This window comes from Pseudomonas sp. RC3H12 (assembly GCF_018596375.1).
Taxonomy (GTDB): Bacteria; Pseudomonadota; Gammaproteobacteria; order Pseudomonadales; family Pseudomonadaceae; genus Aquipseudomonas.
The window spans coordinates 4730045-4746605 of the sequence record NZ_CP075595.1 but is presented as its reverse complement, the minus strand read 5'-3'; the positions used below and the strand labels follow the sequence as shown (position 1 = coordinate 4746605).

The window sequence follows — 16561 nt, the reverse complement described above, 5'->3', positions numbered from 1 at the left end:
TCGATCTTGACGCCCCTATCGCGGCGCAAGCCTGCTCTCACGACGGCGTCAGTGGTGGCGCCGCTGGATCTGCTCGGCAACCCACTCCACCAACGCCCGCACCTTCGGCACCTCCGCCGCATGCTCGGCATACGCCAGGTAATGCGCGCCATTGCTCTTCATCGCATGGTCCCAGGCCAGCACCAGGCTGCCCTCAGCCAGCTCTTTGGCCACCAGGTAACTGGGCACCAACGCCACCCCGCATCCGGCCTGCGCCGCGCTCAACGCCATGTAGAAGGTATCGAAGCGCGGCCCATGGTAGCTGTTGTCGGTATGCAGCCCCTGCTCCAGGAACCATTCGTGCCACGCCTGCGGTCGCGAGGTGCTCTGCAGCAGCACCAGCTCCGCCACCGCGCCGGCGTCAGGCAGCGTGCGCCCTTGCAACAACTCCGGCGCGCACACCGGCACCACTTCTTCGCCGAACAGCTCGATACAGGTCGCCCCGGGCCAGGTGCCCTGGCCATAGAAGAACACCACGTCGGCCGAGCCCTGCAGCAGGGCGAACGGTTCCATCTCGTTGCGGATGTCCAGGTGCAGGTTCGGGTGGCGCTTGCCGAAGCCCTTGAGGTGCGGGATCAGCCAGCGCACGCCGAAACTCGGTTGAGTGGCTACCTTCAATACTTCGGTCTGCGAGCCGTAGCTCAGGACATAGCGGCTGGACATGTCCACCTGGGTGAGGATCTTGTTCACTTCGGCCAGGTACAGGCTGCCGGCCGGCGTCAGTTGCAGGCGGCGGCGGATGCGCAGGAACAGGTGATGGCGCAGCATTTCCTCGAGCTGCGCCACTTGCTTGCTTACCGCGCTCTGCGTCAGGTGCAGTTCCTCGGCGGCGCGGGTGAAGCTTAGATGACGGGCTGCGGCCTCGAAGCACTGCAGGGCGGTCATGGACGGTACCAGGCGTTTGGACATAAGCGGTCTCGGCGGCTGAAATCATTACCTGGTGGAATGATATGCGGAATAAAGGTCGTTTGTTGCACCCGAGTAATCGGATTAATACTGACCCACGACATTTTCAACCCCTTCACCCGATGTAAGGAGAAGCATGATGGTTGCTGGATTGCTCGAGCGCCTGGGCGTTGCCGCCGCGGCCCACACCCAGGGCGATTACCCTGTCCATACCCCGATCGACGGCAGCCAGATCGCCTCGGTGAAGTTGCTCGGCAAGGCCGATACTGTTGCCCGCATCGACCAGGCGCAACAGGCCTTCGAAGCCTGGCGCAGCGTGCCGGCCCCCCGTCGTGGCGAGCTGGTGCGCCTGTTCGGCGAGGTGCTGCGCGAGCACAAGGCTGACCTCGGCGAGCTGGTGTCCATCGAAGCTGGCAAGATCACCCAGGAAGGCCTGGGCGAAGTGCAGGAAATGATCGATATCTGCGACTTCGCCGTCGGCCTGTCGCGCCAGCTGTACGGCCTGACTATCGCCTCCGAACGTCCGGGCCACCATATGCGTGAAACCTGGCACCCGCTGGGCGTGGTCGGGGTGATCAGCGCTTTCAACTTCCCGGTGGCGGTGTGGGCATGGAACACCGCGCTGGCGCTGGTGGCGGGTAACGCCGTGGTGTGGAAGCCGTCCGAGAAGACCCCACTCACCGCGTTGGCGTGCCAGGCACTGTTCGACAAAGCCCTGAAAGCCTTCGGCGACGCCCCGGCAGGTGTGGCGCAACTGGTGATTGGTGGTCGCGACGCCGGCGAAGCCCTGGTCGACGATTCACGCGTGGCGTTGGTCAGTGCCACCGGCAGCACCCGCATGGGCCGCGAAGTGGGCCCGCGTGTAGCGGCGCGTTTCGGCCGCAGCATCCTCGAGCTGGGTGGCAACAACGCCATGATCCTGGCCCCGAGCGCCGACCTCGACCTGGCCGTGCGCGGCATCCTGTTCTCTGCCGTCGGCACCGCCGGCCAGCGCTGCACCACCCTGCGCCGCCTGATCGTGCACCGCTCGATCAAGGACGACGTAGTCGCCCGCGTCAAAGCCGCCTACGGCAAGGTGCGCATCGGTGACCCTCGCAAGGACAACCTGGTCGGCCCGCTGATCGACAAGCAGTCGTTCGATGCCATGCAGGGCGCGCTGGCCAAGGCCCGCGACGAAGGCGGGCAGGTTTTCGGTGGCGAGCGCCAGCTCGCCGAGCAATACCCGAACGCCTACTACGTGTCGCCGGCCATTGCCGAGATGCCGGCCCAGAGCGAGGTGGTGCGTCACGAGACCTTCGCGCCGATTCTCTACGTGCTGGCCTACGACGACTTCGAAGAGGCCCTGCGCCTGAACAACGAAGTGCCGCAAGGCCTGTCGTCGTGCATCTTCACCACCGACCTGCGCGAGGCGGAACGTTTCCAGAGCGCTGCGGGCAGCGACTGCGGCATCGCCAACGTCAATATCGGCACCAGCGGCGCGGAAATCGGCGGGGCGTTCGGTGGCGAGAAGGAAACCGGCGGTGGCCGTGAATCCGGCTCCGATGCCTGGAAAGGCTACATGCGCCGCCAGACCAATACCGTGAACTACTCTCGCGAACTGCCACTGGCGCAAGGGATCGTGTTCGACTGATGATCGTCGCGGGGGCTTTGCCCCCGTTTCGCCGGCAAGCCGGCTCCCACAGGGATTGCGTCGATCTCTGTGGGCGCCGGCTTGCCGGCGATGGGGCCGCAACAAGAATAAAATTTGCTGGAGCCGGTCATGTCCGAACTGCGTCAAGAATGCTTGTGGGAACACCTCACCCAGCCGACCGTTGCCGCCCAGGCCCTGGCCGGTGAGCTCAAGGCCGATGTCTGCGTGATCGGCGGCGGCATCACCGGCCTGTCGGCGGCTATCCATCTGCTGGAGCAGGGCAAGACGGTGATCCTGCTGGAGGCCTGGAAAATCGGCCATGGCGGCTCCGGGCGCAACGTCGGTTTGGTTAACGCCGGCACCTGGATCCGCCCCGACGACGTCGAGGCCACCCTCGGGCACAAGCAGGGTAGCCGCCTGAACAAGGTGCTCGGCGAGGCGCCGGGCGAAGTGTTCGCCATGATCGAGCGCCTGGGTATCGACTGCCAGGCCCGGCACCAGGGCACGCTGCACATGGCACACAATGCCACCGGCATCGCCGACCTCGAGGCCCGCCACCAGCAATGGACCCGGCGCGGCGCCGACGTCGAGCTGCTGACCGGCGCGCAATGCCAGGAGTACTGCGGTACCGACAAGATTTCCGCCGCGCTGCTCGACCGCCGCGCGGGTACCATCAACCCCATGGGATATACCCAGGGCCTCGCCGCTGCCGTGAGCCGGCTGGGCGGCAAGCTGTTCCAGCAGTCCGCGGTCGAAGGCCTGGAGCGCGACGGCGATGCCTGGCGGGTGAAAACGGCGCTCGGCGCGGTGCGCGCCGACAAGGTGGTGATCTCTACCGGTGCCTACACCGAAGGCGACTGGAGCAATTTGCAGAAGCACTTTTTCCGCGGCTACTACTACCAGGTCGCTTCCAAGCCGTTGCACGGCGCCGCCGCCGACCAGGTCCTGCCCCATGGCCAGGGTTCGTGGGACACCCGCACCGTGCTCAGCAGCATCCGCCGCGACGACCAGGGCCGGCTGCTGCTCGGCAGCCTTGGCCGAGTCGACAACAAGCCAGACTGGTTCGTGCGCAGCTGGGCCGACCGCATCCAGAGCCACTACTACCCGGCGTTGGGCAAGGTCGAATGGGAGATGCACTGGACCGGCTGCATCGATTTCACCCCGGACCACCTGATGCGCCTGTTCGAACCGGCGCCGGGGCTGGTGGCGGTCACCGGCTACAACGGGCGGGGCAACACCACCGGCACGGTGATCGGCCGGGCATTCGCCGAGTTCTTGCTCAAGGATGACCCGGACAGCCTGCCGATTCCGTTCTCGCCGATGAAGCCGGTGAGCGCGCCGTCGTTGCGCACAGCGTTCTACGAGTCGGGGTTCTCGCTGTATCACGCCGGGCAGTGCCTGCGGGTGGTGCTGTAATCGCCATCGCGGGGCAAGTCGGGCCGCGATGGGCTCACTTATGCAACCAGCTCAGGAACCCGCCCTTTTTCACCACCGCCGGCTTCTGCAACAACAGCGACTCGCGCTTCTGCCGCCGGAACCGTTGCAGTTTGGTCAGTGCCGACTTCACATCGCCGCTTTCGGCCAGGCAACCGCGCACCTGCTCTTTGTCGATGCGATACAGCATGCAGCCACTCAAGGCGCGAAACTCGACAGGCGAGGCTTCGTCATCCACCAGGCCCTCGAGCCCGAGCACCTCGCCGGGCCCCATGCGGCCACCCTCGATAAGCCGCTCGCCATCGCGAACCGACGCCAGCACCACACCGCGGCTGATCAGCAGCACATGCTCTGAGCGCTCGCCGATGTCGAGGATCACCTGGTCAGCGAGGTATTCCACCGTGGTCATGCGCTGGCTCAGGGCGTCGCGCTCTTCGTTGCTCAGCGAGCGGAACACCCGCACCTCGTCCAGCAGCTCGCGCTGGCGGCTGCGCACCGGGGCGCCCAGCTCGGTGTTCCAGGTCACGCCGCTGGCTTCCAGGTGGCGGTGGGCGAGGTCGAACAACTGATTGCGCACTTCGGTCTTGCGCGACATCTCGGCGATGAAGCCGCTGGCTTCGTACTCCACTGACTCCAATGTCGAAGCCTTTACCGTGACCTTGGGCGCTGGCTTGTCCAGCAGGATGCTGGTGCCTTGCAGGGTCTTCTCCAGTGCATCGAACACCCGTTGCGGGCGCACCTTGGCCGGCACCACCACGCTGATCGACACCCCGTGCACCTCGGCCGGGCGGCTGAAGTTGAGAATCTTGGCCTTGGCCGCCACCGAGTTGGGGATCACCGCCAGGCTGCTGTTGCCAGTGATCAGTCGGGTGGCCCGCCAGTCGATATCAACCACCTTGCCCTCGGTGCCGTCGATCGAGATCGCGTCGCCGATCTGGTAGGGCCGCGTGGTGTTCAGCACGATGCCCGAGAACACGTCGGCCAGCGTGCTCTGCAACGCAAGGCCGATGACGATGGCCATGACCCCTGAGGTCGCCAACAGGCCTTTGACCGGCAACTGCATCACATAGGCCGCCGCCGCCACCGCTGCGACCAGGAAAATCAGCGCCCCGACCACATCCTGCAGCAGACGCCCGCCGTGGCTGCCCCGTGCCACCAGCAACAAGCCGAACACCACCGTCACCGTGCGTGCGCCGAACAGCCACCAGCCGATCCCCAGCACTGTGGCCATCAGGTTGCGCGAGACATCGTCGGCCCAGGGCGGGGGTTGCAGCGGGCTCATGCCCGCGGCCAGCAAGAGCCAGCTGAACAGCAGGAAAATCGCCAGCCGCGACGCGATGCGCCAGGCGCGGCGCTCCAATGGGATCAGGTGCCAAAGCAGCAGGTCGAGGAAGATCAGGGCGGTGCCGAGCAACAAGGGGGAGGACTGGATGAAGGCCAGCATGATGGTCTCGGTGCGGGGGAGGGCTGTGGCTAGTAATAGAGCAGGTTGAAGGGGCACGCAATGGGCATGCAGGAGGCGTAGAGCGGTCTGCTTTGAGGGCATGCCGTTCTTGCTGTAAGCCGATGAGTTGGAAACAATGGCGCGCGGCCGGTCTGATTCCGTCGAATGGGCATCCAATTGGTGGAGCATGCCGGCAAGGATTCGACGGCAGCCTACGTGCTGATGCGCGAGCACTTTACGTTCAGAGACGTCGTGCTGGGTGTACGGGAGCAGCAATGACATTGTGTGAAACCCTCAGGTTCATCAATCTGCTCATGTTCGGGGGTGTGATGGTGTCCGCATCCGCCCTGGCTATCTATGCCTGGTTCTTCGCCAGGCAGCGCGGCCTGGACATCAACACCTTCGAAGGGGCGGGCGAGGTCCACAGGCTGGCCATGACCTTCGAGCACAAACTGCTCTCGTTATTGCTCATCCTGGGGCTTTATGTGTTCCCCCTGTTGCTTGCTCTGTCGTTCGGCCCGTTGATTTGGGGGCTGTTCCAGGGGTGCGAGTACAGGCTCAGTGGTCGCAATTCACACATTGTCTGGAAGCTGGTCCGTTGAGCGGCTATGCGTAAAGGGAAAACTATCGTTCATAAAACAGAACGCTAGGGCCAATTTTTGCCGTCTACCGGCTCAAAGGTGATCAATCTAATCTTTGCCCATCAACGCGAAACACCGATGGCAACGAAAATCACACACCTTTGGGAGCAACGACCATGAGCAAATTCACTTACAACCGCCTGAACAAAGACGACGCCGCCGTACTGCTGGTCGACCACCAGGCCGGCCTGCTGTCCCTGGTTCGCGACATCGAGCCGGACCGCTTCAAGAACAACGTGCTGGCCCTGGCCGACCTGGCCAAGTACTTCAACCTGCCGACCATCCTCACCACCAGCTTCGAGCAAGGCCCAAACGGCCCGCTGGTACCTGAGCTGAAGGAACTGTTCCCGGATGCGCCGTACATCGCCCGCCCAGGCCAGATCAATGCCTGGGACAACGAAGACTTCGTCAAGGCGGTGAAGGCCACTGGCAAGAAGCAACTGATCATTGCCGGCGTGGTGACTGAAGTTTGCGTAGCCTTCCCGGCGCTGGCCGCCCTGGAAGAAGAGTTTGAAGTGTTCGTGGTGACCGATGCTTCCGGCACCTTCAACGAAATGACCCGTGATGCTGCCCATGACCGCATGAGCCGTGCCGGTGCCCAGCTGATGACCTGGTTCGGCGTGGCCTGTGAGCTGCACCGCGACTGGCGCAACGACGTCGAAGGGCTGGCGGCGCTGTTCTCCAACCACATCCCTGATTACCGCAACCTGATCACCAGCTACAACGCCCTGACCGCCAGCAGGTAAGCCGCCCCGCCAGGCACCGGCCCGGTGCCTGGCCCCACCTCTTTCAGGTACGCCGCGATGAACGACAGCACCGTGGTCACGCTGGTCATCCAGCACAAGGTCCGCGCCGAAGCCCTCGCACGCTATGAAACCTGGCTGCGCCACACCGTCGGCGTGGCTCGTCGGCAACCGGGTCATCTGGACGTCAACGTAATTCGCCCTGACGACGGTGGTCGCCAGTTCACCACCGTGGTGCGCTTTGCCGAGGCCAGCCAGTTGCAGGCCTGGGTCGACTCCACCGAGCGCCAAGCGCTGGTGGCCGAAGTGCTGCCGCTGCTGGAGGAGGGCGATCAGACGCAGGTGCATGACGATCCGGAGTTCTGGTTCACCCCCAGTGCTACAGGCGCTTCGCAGCCACCGCGTTGGAAGCAAGCCGTGCTCACTTACCTGGTGATCTGCCCGCTGACCCTGCTGGTGCCGATGCTGCTGGCGCCGCTGTTCGAGCGCTTCCCGATGCTTGGCGCACGACTGCCGGGCAACCTGCTGGTCAACCTCTGCGTCATCCTCCCGGTGGTGTTCTTCATCATGCCCTGGGTGACGCGCCGCTGTGCCGGCTGGCTGCGTCGCTGAGCGCCCGCCGTGATCCATTGCTAGCCTTCAACCGCCTGCCGATCACCCACCCGGACGGAAAGCACCATGAGCCAGGACCCTACCGACCAGAGTCGCCGCAAGTTCCTCGCCACCAGCACTGTACTCGGTGCCGCCGGTGCGCTGTGGAGCGCATTGCCGTTCACCGATTCCGCCCATGCCGCCCTTTCAGGAGATCCCATGTCCGCCGACCTCATCTTGTTCAATGGCAAGCTGCACACCGTTGACCGCGAGAAGCCCACCGCCAGTGCCGTTGCCATCAAGGACGGCAAGTTCCTCGCCGTGGGCAGCGACGCCGAAGCGATGGCCCACAAGGGGACCGCCACGCAGATCATCGATCTCAAGCAGCGCACGGTGATTCCGGGCCTGAACGACTCGCACCTGCACCTGATCCGCGGCGGCCTGAACTACAACCTCGAACTGCGCTGGGAAGGCGTACCGTCGCTGGCCGACGCCCTGCGCATGCTCAAGGACCAGGCCGAGCGCACGCCGAGCCCGCAGTGGGTGCGCGTGGTCGGCGGCTGGAACGAATTCCAGTTCGCCGAAAAGCGCATGCCCACCTTGCAAGAGATCAACCAGGCCGCGCCGGACACCCCGGTATTCCTGCTGCACCTGTACGATCGCGCCTTGCTCAACCGCGCCGCGCTCAAGGCCGTGGGCTACACCAAGGACACGCCGAATCCGCCGGGTGGCGAGATCCAGCGTGACAAGTTCGGCAACCCCACCGGCATGCTCATCGCCCGGCCCAATGCCACGATCCTCTACGCCACCCTGGCCAAGGGACCGAAGCTGCCGCTGGAGTACCAGGTCAACTCCACCCGCCAGTTCATGCGCGAGCTCAACCGCCTCGGCCTGACCAGCGCCATCGATGCCGGCGGCGGCTACCAGAACTACCCGGACGACTACCAGGTGATCCAGGAGCTGGCCGACAACGACCAGCTGACCGTGCGCATTGCCTACAACCTGTTTACCCAGAAGCCCAAGGAAGAGCTCACTGACTTCAAGAACTGGACGCAGAAGGTCAAGCCGGGCGACGGCAACGACTTCTTCCGCCACAACGGCGCCGGCGAGATGCTGGTGTTCTCCGCCGCCGACTTCGAGGACTTCCTCGAGCCGCGCCCGGACCTGCCGCAGACCATGGAGCAGGAGCTGGAGCCGGTGGTGCGCCACCTGGTCGAGCAGCGCTGGCCGTTCCGCCTGCACGCCACCTACGACGAGTCGATCTCGCGCATGCTCGACGTGTTCGAGAAGGTCAACCGCGACATTCCGTTCAATGGCCTGCCATGGTTCTTCGACCATGCCGAGACCATCACCCCGCAGAATATCGAGCGGGTGCGGGCACTGGGCGGGGGCATTGCGATCCAGGACCGCATGGCCTTCCAGGGTGAATACTTCGTCGACCGCTACGGCGCCAAGGCCGCCGAGCACACCCCGCCGATCAAGCGCATGCTCGACATGGGCGTGCCGGTGGGGGCCGGTACCGACGCGACCCGGGTGTCCAGCTACAACCCGTGGACGTCGCTGTACTGGATGGTCAGCGGCAAGACCGTTGGTGGCCTGGAGCTGTACCCGGAGGGTTTGAGCCGCGAGACCGCGCTGCAGCTGTTCACCCACGGCAGCGCCTGGTTCTCCAGTGAGCAGGGCAAGAAGGGGCAGATCAAGGTCGGTCAGTTGGCGGACCTGGCGGCGCTGTCGCTGGACTTCTTCAGTGTCGATGAAGAGGCGATCAAGGGCATCGAGTCGGTGCTGACTGTTGTCGATGGCAAGGTGGTGTACGGCGCCGCCGAGTTCGACAAGCTCGGCCCGGCGCAGGTGCCGGTGTTGCCCGAGTGGTCGCCGGTGGCCAAGGTGCCGGGGCACTGGCGCGCTGGCGCACCGATGGCGGCGGCGCTGCACCAGTGCGTCGGGCCGTGCGGGGTGCATGCCCACAGCCATGAGAAGGCGCGGCATTCCAGTGTGCCGGTGAGTGATTACCAGGGCTTCTGGGGCGCATTGGGCTGTTCCTGCTTCGCGTTCTGAGGGTGGCCCGCTCCTGCTTAGGTCGTGGGAGCGGCGCTACGCCATGTCGCTGAAGGCGAATTCCTCCGCCAGATGATCGATCAACGACCGCACCGACGGCAGCAGTCCGCGCCGCGACGGGAAGATCGCATGCACGATGCCGCATCGCGGATGCCAGTCCGGCAGCATCTCCACCAGACGCCCCGCCGCCAAGTCCTCGCGCACCGCCACCCTGGGCAGGTGCGCGATCCCCACGCCCGCCACCACGAAGTGTCGCAAGGCAAACAGATCATCGGTGACCATTCGCGGCGTGTGCGGGATCACCAAGCTGCGGCTCATGTCCTCGCCCTGGAACAGCTCCCACTGGTACTCACGCTGGGCGCTGCCCCAATGGACGCTGGGCAGCTCACTGAGCTGCTGCGGGTCGAAGCCTTCGGCAAGCTGTTCGAGAAACGACGGATGCCCGACCAGGCACTGGGTGCTGTTGCTCAGCACCTTCATCACCATGTCGGTGTTCTCCAGCGGCGGGAAGCGCACCCGCAGCGCTACGTCGAAGCCTTCATGCAGCAGGTCGACGCGGCGGTTGGTGCTCTCGATGAACAGCTCCACCTGCGGGTATTTGAGCATGTAGCGGGTGAGCATCGGCCCGACCCAGGAGTTGAGCAGGGTGGTCGGGCAACTGATGCGCACCAGCCCCCTCGGTTCGCTGCGGTTGCGCTCGATGATCTCGGCGGCGCCCTCGGCCTCCACGCGCATGGCCAGGCAACGGTTGTAGTAGGCCTGGCCGATCTCGGTCAGCGAGCAGTGCCGGCTGGTGCGGTGCAGCAGGCGCACGCCGAGGCGCTCTTCGAGGTCGGCAATGCGCCGGCTGAGCTTGGACTTGGGCATGTCCAGCGCCCGCCCGGCCGGGGCAAAGCCACCGTGCTCGACCACCTGGGTGAAGTAGTAGAGGGAGTTGAGGTCTTCCAAGGGCGATCTCCGCAGCGCTCCGGGGTAATGGGGCGCAGTCTACCGGGCGGTGATGGCCTTCATCCAACTCCCTGAAGGCAATGTCGCTCAGGGCGACTCGATACCCTCCAGCATCGCTTCGGTCAGGCCCTCGGCCATCTCGATCCCATGCAGGCTGGCCCACAGCAGGCTCCTGCCGGTTTCATCCATATGGTCCAGCGCCTTGTAGCCAACGTTGTAGGCGCTGCGCAGGTACTCGGCGACATGCACCAGGGCGTCGTGGGCGTTGATATTGGGGTTGACCGCAAACAGCGGTGGGTGGCCGGCGTCGCATTTGCCGAAGGCGTGGTGACGGGTGTCGGGAAGGGGTGGGTCGGGGACGATTTTTTTCATGGTCAAGCTCCGATAGAAATTGACCGGCACCGTCCGTTTCCACGCGAAGGGTGGCGGCTGTACACGGGGTGGAAAACCAGGTCATCGGAGAACCCCGGCAGGCCTTGCGGCCTCCCGCGTACAGCTGCCGTCACGACAGATAATCCGATAACCAACCAGCCGGGTTTCCACGCCCGATCGCTGAACCGACAGCGACCCGGTCAGCCTAGAGGGCATGATTTCCCCGGACAATCAGAAGGGTATCGACAGACCTTGTAGGGTATTTCTTGGGCTGTAGGCTGCCCAGTGGGAAAGGTCCGCATAGCTCGTAGGAAGTGGATGGGGTTGTTCTAACTTGAGGTTGCCAGCCACTCGCAGCAGCTCAGGAACGATCTGACAAGAACTCCAGAGAGCGGGGGCTCTCGTCGAGTTGGCCTGAGTGATCAAACTGTGTTCATGTCGAACTTGTCGATTACCTGGACTATCAATAAGGGGCTGAAACCATGCCTATGCACAACCCTCCCCACCCCGGCGAAGCCTTGCGCGAAGACGTCCTGCCCGCCATTGGCATGAACGTCTCCTCCCTGGCCCGCCACCTGGGCTATTCACGTGGTCAGTTATCCACAGTGCTCAACGGCCACGCAGCCATTTCAGCCGACCTGGCCTATCGCCTCGAACTGGCCGGGCTTGGCAGTGCCCGTCAGTACCTGGCCGAACAGGCGGCCTACGACCTGTGGCAGGCCGCGCACCGCGAGCATCCACCTATCGAGCGGCTGGCGTTCGCCTGAGCCTCAATCCTCATCCGACGCAAACAACCGCTCCAGCTCCACCCGCGCTTCCTTGGCCGTCTGCATCACCTTGGCCCGGTCGTCGCGGACCTGCCCTTGGGCCTCCAGCACCTGTTCGTCATGCTCGGTGAACCGGGCGATGCGGTCTGTCGCCTGTGCTTCGGTGAGCCCCAGCCCGACCAGCGCGCGGCGGCTCATCTCCAGGCTGGAATAGAACGTCTCGCGGATCGGCTCGGCACCCACGTCCATCAGCTTGTGCACATGCTGACGGTTGCGTGCCCGGGCGATCACCTTCAGGTGCGGGTACAGGCGCTTGGCCCGCTCCGCGGTGTGAATGGCCACCTCGGGGTCGTCGATGGTGATGATGAAATACTCGGCCTCGCCGACCTTGGCCGCGTGCAGCACTTCGGGGCGCAGGGGGTCGCCATAGAACACCGGCACCTGTTCGAACATGCGGGTCATCTCGATGGCGTCCACCGAGGTCTCCAGGGCTATGAACGGGATCTTCTGCGCCCGCAGGATGCGCGCGACGATCTGGCCCATGCGGCCCATGCCGGCGATCACTACGCGCGGGGTGCCAGCGTCGATGGCCTTGTACTGCTCGGGCACCTCGCGGGCAGGCTGCGGGCGCTTGAGGGCGCGGGCGCAGCCGAGCATCAGCAGCGGCGTTAGGGCCATCGACAGGGTGATGGTCATCAGCAGCAGGTCGTAGGTCTGGGTGTCGAACAGGCCCTGGTCCTTGCCCAGCTTGAACACCACGAAGGCGAACTCGCCGCCGGCAGCCAGTACCATCCCCAGGCGCAGGGCGCTGGCGCTGTTCAGGCCACCGGCCAGGCGGCCGACGCCAATCAGCAACGCAAGCTTCACGCCGATCAACAGCAGGGTCAGGCCCAGCAGCACCAGCGGCATTTCCAGCAGCAGGCGCAGGTTGGCGCCCATGCCGACGCTGATGAAGAACAGGCCCAGCAGCAGGCCCTTGAACGGTTCGATCTGCGATTCCAGCTCATGGCGGTATTCGGAGTCGGCCAGCAGCAGGCCGGCAAGGAAGGCGCCCAGGGCCATGGACACGCCGGCCTCTTCCATCAACCAGGCGGTGCCGATCACCACCAGCAGCGCGGTGGCGGTGGACACTTCCGGCAAACCAGTGCGGGCGACGATACGGAACAACGGGCGCAGCAGGTAGCGGCCGCCGACGATGACGATGGCGATGCTGGCGAACACCTTCAGGCCATGTTCGAGGCTGTCGCCGTGGCTGGTGTCGGGGCCGCTGGCGGCCAGCAGCGGCACCAGGGCGATCAACGGGATGGCGGCGATGTCCTGGAACAGCAGGATGGCGAAGGCCAGCCGACCGTGGGGCGCATTGAGCTGCTTGCTTTCGGCCAGGCTCTGCAGGCCCAGCGCGGTGGATGACAGGGCCAGGCCAAGGCCGAGTACGATGGCCGCCGGCAGCGTCTGGCTGAAGCCGAACAGGGCGATTGCGCCGAGTACCGCGCCGGTCAGGACTACCTGCGCGGCACCCACGCCGAACACCGACTTGCGCATCAGCCACAGGCGTCGTGGTGAGAGCTCCAGGCCGATGATGAACAGCAGCAGGACAACACCCAGCTCGGAGATGTGCGCGACGCTCTCAGTATCGCGGATCAGCCCCAGGGCCTGCGGGCCGATGGCCACGCCGGCCAGCAGGTAGCCGAGCACGGCGCCCAGCTGCAGGCGCTTGGCCAGCGGCACGGCGACCACGGCGGCGAGGAGGAAGATGACGGCGGTTTGTAAAAGGCTGCCTTCGTGTGGCATTGCTCGGACTCCTTGAACTGCGTGCGGCAGCGCTTGATGCAACAGCTTATGCCATCAATGAAAGAGGCGGGCATTTTCGGGCGGGGAGGGAAATAGGACAATCCTTGGGTTACAGGAAGCAGCGTTCTGAAAGTAGGACCTTTGCTGAATCCATCGCGGGGCAAGTCGGACCGCCGCATCGCCGCTCCCACGAAGGTCTTATACCTTGCGTGGGAGCGGGCTTGCCCCGCGATGGTGATCGGCCACTTATTGCAGATGGTTTTTCAAGGCCTGTGCCGCCTGGTCCATGGCACTGCGCACACTGGGCACGGTGCTCAGCACGTTGAGCAGGCCATAGTCATGGATCATGCCGTTATAGCGCACGGCGGTCACCGGTACCCCGGCAGCGTCCAGCTTGCGGGCGTAAGCCTCGCCTTCGTCACGCAGCACATCCATTTCGGCGGTCTGCACCAGCGCTGGCGGCAGGCCTTTCAACTGCTCCAGGCTGGCGCGCAGTGGCGAGGCGTGGATGTCGTCGCGTTGGCGCGGGTCGGTGGTGTAGCTGTTCCAGAACCACTGCATCATGTTTCGGGTCAGGAAGTGGCCTTCGGCGAACTGGTTGTAGGACGCATTGTTGAAGTTGGCGTCGGTCACCGGCCACAGCAGGGCCTGGAAGCGCAGCTTCGGTGTGCCGGCCTCCTTGGCCTTGAGTGCCACCACCGCAGCCATGTTGCCGCCGACGCTGTTGCCGGCCACCGCCAGGCGGCTACCGTCAACACCGATCTCCTTGCCGTGCTCGGCGACCCAGCGGGTGGCGGCGTAGGCCTGGTTGATCGCGGCGGGGAACTTCGCTTCCGGTGACGGCGTGTAGTCGACGTAGACCGCCGCAGCGCCGGAGCCCACCACCAGGTCACGGATCAGGCGTTCGTGGGTGGGGTAGTCGCCCAGCACCCAGCCGCCGCCGTGGAAGAACATGAACACTGGCAGCTCGCCCTTGGACCCTTCGGGCCGCACCACGCGGATTTCCAGCGGCTGGCCGTCGGCCTGGATGGTCCGGCGTTCGACGCGGATCCCCGACACATCGGCCTTCACCCCGGCCTGGGCACCGCTCAGCACCGCACGGGCATCCTTGGGCGCGAGGGTTTCCAGCGGCTTGCCGCCACCGGCGGCCAGGGCGTCGAGGAAGCCTTGGGTGGTGTGCTCGACGCCGGGGCTGCCGGCGGCGAAGGCGCTGTTCACGGCAAGGGCCAGCAGGCCGGCGGTCAGGGTGTGGGACAGTTTCATGTTCTAGCTCCTTTGGCGGGCGAGCCGCGGCTCAGTTCTGGTTGGCGAGGACGGTGGGTTGCACGTAGCTCACGGCGCGCAGCTGGCCGCTGCTGTCGCGGTAGGTCAGGGTGGCGGTGCTGGTCTGGCCTTGGGCGCTGACGGGGGCATCGACGCTGACGACCTTGGCGATGTCCAGCTCCATGCCGTAGCGGTACGGGGTGGCTTCGCTGGCGAAGCTGCTGACGCTGGTGCCGAGGGCCAGGGTGGTGACGGTGACGGCGAAGGCTTTGCGAAGGGTCATGATCGTTCTCCGGGTTCTGCTGAGTGGGGTTGGCGACTGCTTTCTGCTTGAGATGAATGATGCGCGCAAATATTTAGTGCGCAAAATATATTTCCGCTATGAGACCGATTGAGTGGATCTGTTGAAGGGGCTCAGCCACGCGGAAACCCGCCGTAAAAGATCAGGCGCTGGGCCGGTACTGCAGCGCCTCCGCCAGGTGCGACCTGGCGATGGATTGCGCCCCCTCCAGGTCCGCCAGGGTGCGGGCCACCTTCAACAGCCGGTGCGCTGCCCGCAACGACAACGTCAACCGTTCGCAGGCCTGCTCCAGCCAGGCCTGGTCGACCGGCTCCAGCGGGCAGTGCCGGCGCAGCCCCTTGAGGTCGAGGAAGGCATTGGCGCAGCCCTGCCGGCGCTGCTGCAGCTCCCGTGCCTCGGCCACCTGCTGGCCAACACTGGCGCTGGTCTCGCCGCTGGGCTGGTGGGTCAGCACGGTACTTTCCCGGGCCACCGTCAGGTGCAGGTCGATGCGGTCGAGCAGGGGGCCGGACAGCTTGTTGCGGTAGCGCTGGATCTGCTCGCTGCTGCAGCGACAGCGGCCGGTGGGGTCACCCAGGTAGCCGCAGGGGCAAGGGTTCATGGCCGCCACCAGCTGAAAGCGCGCCGGGAAGCGCACCCGGTCCTTGGCCCGTGCCACCACGATCTCGCCCGACTCCAGCGGCTCGCGCAGTACCTCCAGCACGCGTCGTTCGAACTCGGGCAGCTCGTCGAGAAACAACACGCCGTGGTGCGCCAGGGTGATCTCGCCGGGTTGCGGTCGGCTGCCACCGCCCACCAGCGCTGGGCCGGAGGCCGAGTGGTGAGGATGGCGAAAAGGCCGCTGTGGCCAGCAATCGAGCGGGGCATGGCCACTGACAGAGCGGATCGCCGCCACCTCCAGCGCCTCGCGCTCGTCCAGCGGCGGCAGCAGCCCGGGCAGGCGGCTGGCGAGCAGGGTCTTGCCGGTGCCCGGCGGGCCGGAGAACAACAGGTTGTGCGCGCCAGCTGCGGCGACCAGCAGCGCCCGCTTGGCGGCGATCTGGCCCTGCACTTCGCTGAGGTCCGGGTAGGGGCGTTGCTCAAGCAACAGGCCATTCGCGGCGTAGGGTGGCAGCGAAGGTTGCGCATTCAGGTGGGCGACCAGTTCCCGCAGGTGCCCCACCGCGTACACCACCAGGCCGCTGGCCAGGCTCGCCTCTTCGGCGTTTTCCTTGGGCACCACCAGCGCCCGACCCGCGTCTCGCGCCGCCAGTGCCGCAGGCAGTACGCCCTGTACCGGACGCAACGTACCCGACAGCGCCAGTTCGCCCAGGCATTCGATGCTGTCGAGGGCGGCAACCGGTACCTGGCCATTGGCGGCCAGGATGCCCAGGGCGATGGCCAGGTCGTAGCGGCCACCGTCCTTGGGCAGGTCGGCCGGGGCGAGGCTCTGGGTGATGCGTCGGGCCGGGTAGTCCAGCCCGGAGTTGACGATGGCGCTGCGTACCCGGTCCTTGCTCTCCTTGACCGTGGTTTCCGGCAGGCCAACCAGGGTGAGCGTGGGCAGGCCGTTGGCCAGGTGGGTTTCGACACTGACGGCGGGTGCTTGCACCCCCACCTGGGCGCGGCTGTGGACGAGGGCGAGGGACATGGG

15 protein-coding genes are annotated in these 16561 nt (G+C 65.4%); 7 read left to right on the top strand and 8 right to left on the bottom strand.

Annotation, left to right across the window (positions count from 1 at the left end; genetic code table 11):
• Positions 1–48: 48 nt before the first annotated feature.
• The gene (locus KHO27_RS21700) at positions 49–948 is read right to left on the bottom strand and encodes a LysR family transcriptional regulator (RefSeq protein WP_102683041.1); all 900 of its coding nucleotides are present in this window, start codon (positions 946–948) and stop codon (positions 49–51) included.
• A gap of 136 nt (positions 949–1084) precedes the next feature.
• Between KHO27_RS21700 and amaB the strand changes: the two genes are divergently transcribed.
• Together amaB and amaA are read left to right on the top strand one after the other, a co-directional pair.
• On the top strand, positions 1085–2575 hold the full coding sequence (gene amaB, locus KHO27_RS21695) for an L-piperidine-6-carboxylate dehydrogenase (RefSeq protein ID WP_110697014.1): 1491 nt from the start codon (positions 1085–1087) through the stop codon (positions 2573–2575).
• A gap of 129 nt (positions 2576–2704) precedes the next feature.
• Positions 2705–3991: an L-pipecolate oxidase gene (gene amaA / locus KHO27_RS21690; RefSeq protein ID WP_214500748.1), complete on the top strand. Its 1287-nt coding sequence runs from the start codon at positions 2705–2707 to the stop codon at positions 3989–3991.
• 34 nt (positions 3992–4025) lie between these two features.
• On the opposite strand, the gene KHO27_RS21685 is transcribed toward amaA, so the two are convergent.
• Positions 4026–5453 (bottom strand): mechanosensitive ion channel family protein, encoded by a 1428-nt coding sequence (locus KHO27_RS21685; protein ID WP_214500747.1) that lies wholly within the window; start codon positions 5451–5453, stop codon positions 4026–4028.
• A 275-nt stretch (positions 5454–5728) separates the two neighbouring features.
• Here KHO27_RS21685 and KHO27_RS21680 point away from each other — a divergent pair, with 275 nt between their 5' ends.
• From KHO27_RS21680 to KHO27_RS21665, 4 genes are all read left to right on the top strand, one after another.
• Positions 5729–6055 (top strand): hypothetical protein, encoded by a 327-nt coding sequence (locus KHO27_RS21680; protein WP_214500746.1) that lies wholly within the window; start codon positions 5729–5731, stop codon positions 6053–6055.
• 155 nt (positions 6056–6210) lie between these two features.
• Positions 6211–6840, top strand: a complete 630-nt coding sequence (ycaC, locus tag KHO27_RS21675) for an isochorismate family cysteine hydrolase YcaC (protein WP_214500745.1) — start codon at positions 6211–6213, stop codon at positions 6838–6840.
• Positions 6841–6897: 57 nt separating this feature from the next.
• A complete protein-coding gene (locus tag KHO27_RS21670) occupies positions 6898–7449 on the top strand; it encodes an antibiotic biosynthesis monooxygenase (RefSeq protein WP_214500744.1) in 552 nt (183 codons plus the stop codon).
• Positions 7450–7515: 66 nt separating this feature from the next.
• Complete coding sequence (locus tag KHO27_RS21665; protein WP_110697022.1) at positions 7516–9486, top strand: amidohydrolase; 1971 nt, start codon at positions 7516–7518, stop codon at positions 9484–9486.
• 36 nt (positions 9487–9522) lie between these two features.
• Here the strand turns inward: KHO27_RS21665 and KHO27_RS21660 are convergent, their stop codons facing one another.
• A complete protein-coding gene (locus KHO27_RS21660) occupies positions 9523–10434 on the bottom strand; it encodes a LysR substrate-binding domain-containing protein (protein ID WP_102683047.1) in 912 nt (303 codons plus the stop codon).
• Between the two features lie 87 nt (positions 10435–10521).
• Positions 10522–10806: a DUF6124 family protein gene (locus tag KHO27_RS21655; protein WP_102690648.1), complete on the bottom strand. Its 285-nt coding sequence runs from the start codon at positions 10804–10806 to the stop codon at positions 10522–10524.
• A gap of 482 nt (positions 10807–11288) precedes the next feature.
• On the opposite strand from KHO27_RS21655, the gene KHO27_RS21650 reads away from it, so the two are divergent.
• Positions 11289–11573 carry a HigA family addiction module antitoxin gene (locus KHO27_RS21650; RefSeq protein WP_046853662.1) on the top strand — a complete coding sequence of 95 codons (285 nt, stop codon included), beginning with the start codon at positions 11289–11291 and terminating at the stop codon, positions 11571–11573.
• A 3-nt stretch (positions 11574–11576) separates the two neighbouring features.
• Here the strand turns inward: KHO27_RS21650 and KHO27_RS21645 are convergent, their stop codons facing one another.
• The 4 genes from KHO27_RS21645 to KHO27_RS21630 form a co-directional block, all read right to left on the bottom strand.
• Entirely contained in the window at positions 11577–13364 is a 1788-nt protein-coding gene (locus tag KHO27_RS21645; protein ID WP_214500743.1) for a monovalent cation:proton antiporter-2 (CPA2) family protein, read from the bottom strand.
• Positions 13365–13610: 246 nt separating this feature from the next.
• Complete coding sequence (locus KHO27_RS21640) at positions 13611–14627, bottom strand: alpha/beta hydrolase (protein WP_110697024.1); 1017 nt, start codon at positions 14625–14627, stop codon at positions 13611–13613.
• 31 nt (positions 14628–14658) lie between these two features.
• Positions 14659–14910 carry a DUF2790 domain-containing protein gene (locus KHO27_RS21635; protein WP_110697025.1) on the bottom strand — a complete coding sequence of 84 codons (252 nt, stop codon included), beginning with the start codon at positions 14908–14910 and terminating at the stop codon, positions 14659–14661.
• Positions 14911–15070: 160 nt separating this feature from the next.
• On the bottom strand, positions 15071–16558 hold the full coding sequence (locus tag KHO27_RS21630) for a YifB family Mg chelatase-like AAA ATPase (protein ID WP_110697026.1): 1488 nt from the start codon (positions 16556–16558) through the stop codon (positions 15071–15073).
• Positions 16559–16561 lie beyond the last annotated feature (3 nt).

Excerpts from the sequence above, each read along its gene's own strand:
- KHO27_RS21630 (WP_110697026.1), bottom strand. The coding sequence starts at position 16,558 with ATGTCCCTCGCCCTCGTCCACAGCCGCGCCCAGGTGGGGGTGCAAGCA.
- ycaC (WP_214500745.1), top strand. The coding sequence starts at position 6,211 with ATGAGCAAATTCACTTACAACCGCCTGAACAAAGACGACGCCGCCGTA.
- KHO27_RS21685 (WP_214500747.1), bottom strand. The coding sequence starts at position 5,453 with ATGCTGGCCTTCATCCAGTCCTCCCCCTTGTTGCTCGGCACCGCCCTG.
- KHO27_RS21700 (WP_102683041.1), bottom strand. The coding sequence starts at position 948 with ATGTCCAAACGCCTGGTACCGTCCATGACCGCCCTGCAGTGCTTCGAG.
- amaB (WP_110697014.1), top strand. The coding sequence starts at position 1,085 with ATGGTTGCTGGATTGCTCGAGCGCCTGGGCGTTGCCGCCGCGGCCCAC.
- KHO27_RS21645 (WP_214500743.1), bottom strand. The coding sequence starts at position 13,364 with ATGCCACACGAAGGCAGCCTTTTACAAACCGCCGTCATCTTCCTCCTC.
- KHO27_RS21665 (WP_110697022.1), top strand. The coding sequence starts at position 7,516 with ATGAGCCAGGACCCTACCGACCAGAGTCGCCGCAAGTTCCTCGCCACC.
- KHO27_RS21655 (WP_102690648.1), bottom strand. The coding sequence starts at position 10,806 with ATGAAAAAAATCGTCCCCGACCCACCCCTTCCCGACACCCGTCACCAC.
- KHO27_RS21650 (WP_046853662.1), top strand. The coding sequence starts at position 11,289 with ATGCCTATGCACAACCCTCCCCACCCCGGCGAAGCCTTGCGCGAAGAC.
- KHO27_RS21635 (WP_110697025.1), bottom strand. The coding sequence starts at position 14,910 with ATGACCCTTCGCAAAGCCTTCGCCGTCACCGTCACCACCCTGGCCCTC.
- KHO27_RS21680 (WP_214500746.1), top strand. The coding sequence starts at position 5,729 with ATGACATTGTGTGAAACCCTCAGGTTCATCAATCTGCTCATGTTCGGG.
- KHO27_RS21640 (WP_110697024.1), bottom strand. The coding sequence starts at position 14,627 with ATGAAACTGTCCCACACCCTGACCGCCGGCCTGCTGGCCCTTGCCGTG.
- KHO27_RS21670 (WP_214500744.1), top strand. The coding sequence starts at position 6,898 with ATGAACGACAGCACCGTGGTCACGCTGGTCATCCAGCACAAGGTCCGC.
- amaA (WP_214500748.1), top strand. The coding sequence starts at position 2,705 with ATGTCCGAACTGCGTCAAGAATGCTTGTGGGAACACCTCACCCAGCCG.